Raw genomic sequence first — 3,366 nt, forward strand, 5'->3', positions numbered from 1 at the left:
TGCCAATGCATCAACAGATTTTATTTCAACAATAATTTTGTTTTCTACTAAAATATCAACTCTATATCCCGCATCAAGTTTTACTTCTTCATAAACTAATGGTAGGGGTTTTTGCTTTTCAAAATTTAATGCAGGCTTATTAAGTTCATAACACAAACATTCTTCATACGCACTTTCCAATAGTCCTGTCCCAAGTGCAGTATGAACTTTGAATGAACAATCTAAAATTTTCTTAAATATTTCTTCTTCATTCATTTGTTATCTCCTTTGTGTTCCTTAGTGAAAATCCTTTGTGTCCTTCGTGGTTAATTCTTTTTTTCACCACTAAGGGACACAAAGTGCATCACAAAGGTGCACTAAGTATTTTAATTTCATCTCCAACAAATATTTCTCCACCACGAATTACTTTTGCAAAAATTCCTTCGCGCGGCATTACACAATCACCAACTTTAAAATAGATTGCACACTTGCTGTGACATTCTTTTCCAATCTGTGTAATCTCAAGCTCAGCTTCTTTCCCGATTATCATCCGCGTTCCAACTTCTAACTGTGGCAGTTCAAGAAATTCTGTTGTAATGTTTTCAGCAAATGCACCTGGACGAAGATTTGGTAATCCTTTTTCTCTCATCTTATCAATACTCTCCAATGCAAGAAAACTAATTTGTCTGTGCCAGTTGCCGGCGTGAACATCACCTTCAATTCCAAAGTTCTCAATTAATTTTGCGGAAAGAACGTTTGTTTTCGGAATTCCTTTTTTCTTGCTGATGGAGATTGCTACAACTTTGCCGGTTATATTTTTTGCGCCAATTTCTAATAGTAATTCATTTGTCTCTATGTTATTCATAAATATTTCCTCTCTGAATTATTCTTGATATCCTTAGTGATTACCTTTGTGTTCTTCGTGGTTAATATTTTTTCTACCACAAAGGAACACAAAGTACATCACGAAGAAACACGAAGTTTTTTAACAAAATAGTTTTCACTTTTTCCTCCGGTTTTACTTAACAATTTTATTTCATTGATTATCATTGATTTATCAATCGCTTTGCACATATCATAAACTGTTAACGCTGCAACTGATACCGCTGTAAGTGCTTCCATCTCAATTCCGGTTTGTGCATTTGTTTTTGCGAATGATTTAATTTCTACTGTTTTATTTTTGGGGTTTAACTTTAACTCAACATCAATTTTAGAAATGAAAATATTGTGACAAAGCGGGATCAATTCGCTTGTTTTTTTTGCTGCTTGAATTCCCGCAAACTTTGCAATCGAAAGAACATCACCTTTTTGAACTGTGTTGTTTTTAATTGCATTAAAAATTTCTTTTGATACTTTTACTTCGGCATAAGCTTCTGCTGTTCTGGTTGTAATTTCTTTTTCAGAAACATCAACCATTTGTGCTTTGCCTTTGCTGTTTATGTGAGATAATTTTTTCTTCATCCGCCTATACTCATCATATTGTTTTGATTTAATTGTGAAAGTTCTTCTGCACTTGGATGTCTAATCCATTTTGACTGCAAAGAATTTTGAATGAATTCTATAATCACATCATCAGAGATTGAGTCGTTTGATAATAAAGATTTTAAACTGACCTGAGTAGGTTGTGAGAATAGACAATTTTTAATTTGTCCACTTGCAGTAATTCGGAGACGATTACAACTATCGCAGAAATGATTTGAGATTGAACTGATGAATCCAATTTTTAACTTAGCACAATCAATAAAAAAATCTTTTGAAACCTTTCCATCGCTTTCAATTTCTGCCAGAAAATATTTTTCTTCGATTTGAGATTTCATTTCAAGCCAGCTTAAAAATTTCGAATCGTCCCATTGATTCCCTGTAAATGGCATATATTCAATGAACCGAAGTGTTATTGGATATGATTTGAAATATTCTATAAAGCTTATCAATTCATCATCATTTATGTTTTTGATTACAACGACATTTACTTTAACAGATTTGAAATCAAGTGAAATTGCTTTTTGAATGGCCGTAAGTGTTTCATCAAATAAATCTTTGCCGGTTATTGCAATGAATTTCGTTTTGTTCAAAGTATCGAGACTAATATTTAGTAAATCAATTCCAAATTTTTGAAGTGATTCAAGTTTGTCAAGCAGATGAGTTCCGTTGGTTGTAATTCCAATTTCAAAATCATATTGTTGTTTGAGTGAAGAAATCATTTCAAAAAATTGCATCACATCTTTTCTGATAAGCGGTTCGCCGCCGGTAAAGCGAATTTTCTTTACTTCCAAGTCTCTTACGAGAATTGCGATTAATCTAAATAATTCTTCGTAAGAAAGAATAGATTTATTTGATTCATACTTTGCAAATGTATTCGACGGATTACAATAAATGCAATTGAGATTGCATTTATCAATCAGTGAAATGCGAACATAGTCGTGAATTCTATTAAAGTTGTCTTTTAATCTCATAATTTTTTCTCACCACAAAGGGCACGAAGGTCATCACAAAGGAACACAAAGATTTTTCTTTGTGAAACTTTGTGCCATCCTTCGTGTTCCTTCGTGGTTAGGTTTTTTCTTTTCATAAAATTAATATTCCAATTATTGCTGCAATAAGCACAACATACGCTGGATGAAGCTTGAAAAAAATTATTAATGCAGCACCAACTGCGAGCAATACAAATTCTTGCCAATGATTTCCATTCTTCACTGCGTATTGATACATAATTGCTGCAATCATTCCAATTACTGCTAACTTAATTCCGTTGAAGGCTTTCGTAACCAGAAAATTTTTTTCATAGATTGAATAGATATATGTGCTGAGCAGAATTAAAATCGCTGGTGTAAAAATGTTACCAAGATTTGCTGCAACAGCGCCAAGTATTCCGGCAGTTTTATAACCCGTGTAAGTTGCGAACTTTATTGAAATTGCACCGGGAAATATTTCAACCATTCCAAGTACTTTTAAAAATTCATCGTGAGTTAGCCATTGATGATTCTTAACAACTTCTTTTTCAATTAATGGTATCAATGAATAAGCACCGCCAAAGGAAAACGAACCAACTTTGACATATGCCCAGAAAAGATTTACTAAATTCTCAATCATTTTTTATCCTCAATAATGTCATCAATCCAGCTTAGTGCTGCCATCATTGATGGAAGTCCAATTGTTGGTAAAGAAAGTAATGCGACTTGTCTCATCTCTTCTGGTGTGCATCCTGCTTTAATTGCTTTACGAGCGTGTGAATGAACAGCACCTTCTAATCGTGCGCCGATTGATATTGCAAGTTTGATTAGTGCACGAGTTTTTTGATCTAATGGTCCAGCTGCGTGAACAGCATTGCCAAGTGATTCATAAGCTTTAGCAACTTCTGGATAATCTTCTGTGAATTTCTGAAATCGT

6 protein-coding genes are annotated in these 3,366 nt (G+C 33.5%); all 6 read right to left on the reverse strand.

What is annotated here, in order from left to right; all coding sequences use genetic code 11:
• Positions 1 to 255, reverse strand: a 255-nt coding sequence (locus AC27L2_RS13675) for a GxxExxY protein (RefSeq protein ID WP_487212328.1), incomplete at its 3' end; no start/stop codon positions are given.
• A gap of 88 nt (positions 256 to 343) precedes the next feature.
• On the reverse strand, positions 344 to 844 hold the full coding sequence (locus AC27L2_RS13680; protein ID WP_487212329.1) for an MOSC domain-containing protein: 501 nt from the start codon (positions 842 to 844) through the stop codon (positions 344 to 346).
• A 98-nt stretch (positions 845 to 942) separates the two neighbouring features.
• Positions 943 to 1,440 carry a cyclic pyranopterin monophosphate synthase MoaC gene (gene moaC / locus AC27L2_RS13685; protein WP_487212330.1) on the reverse strand — a complete coding sequence of 166 codons (498 nt, stop codon included), beginning with the start codon at positions 1,438 to 1,440 and terminating at the stop codon, positions 943 to 945.
• Positions 1,437 to 2,432, reverse strand: coding sequence for a GTP 3',8-cyclase MoaA (moaA, locus tag AC27L2_RS13690; protein WP_487212331.1), 996 nt, complete (start codon positions 2,430 to 2,432; stop codon positions 1,437 to 1,439). Before moaA ends, moaC begins: the two co-directional genes overlap by 4 nt.
• Positions 2,433 to 2,544: 112 nt before the next feature.
• Positions 2,545 to 3,069 carry a chromate transporter gene (locus tag AC27L2_RS13695; RefSeq protein ID WP_487212332.1) on the reverse strand — a complete coding sequence of 175 codons (525 nt, stop codon included), beginning with the start codon at positions 3,067 to 3,069 and terminating at the stop codon, positions 2,545 to 2,547.
• On the reverse strand, positions 3,066 to 3,366 hold a 301-nt coding region (locus tag AC27L2_RS13700; RefSeq protein WP_487212333.1), incomplete at its 5' end, for a carboxymuconolactone decarboxylase family protein. The genes AC27L2_RS13695 and AC27L2_RS13700, both read right to left, overlap by 4 nt.

This window comes from Rosettibacter sp. KY25 (assembly GCF_057554405.1).

Coding starts and splice junctions, on each gene's coding strand:
- AC27L2_RS13680 (WP_487212329.1), bottom strand. CDS start 844: ATGAATAACATAGAGACAAATGAATTACTATTAGAAATTGGCGCAAAA.
- moaC (WP_487212330.1), bottom strand. CDS start 1,440: ATGAAGAAAAAATTATCTCACATAAACAGCAAAGGCAAAGCACAAATG.
- moaA (WP_487212331.1), bottom strand. CDS start 2,432: ATGAGATTAAAAGACAACTTTAATAGAATTCACGACTATGTTCGCATT.
- AC27L2_RS13695 (WP_487212332.1), bottom strand. CDS start 3,069: ATGATTGAGAATTTAGTAAATCTTTTCTGGGCATATGTCAAAGTTGGT.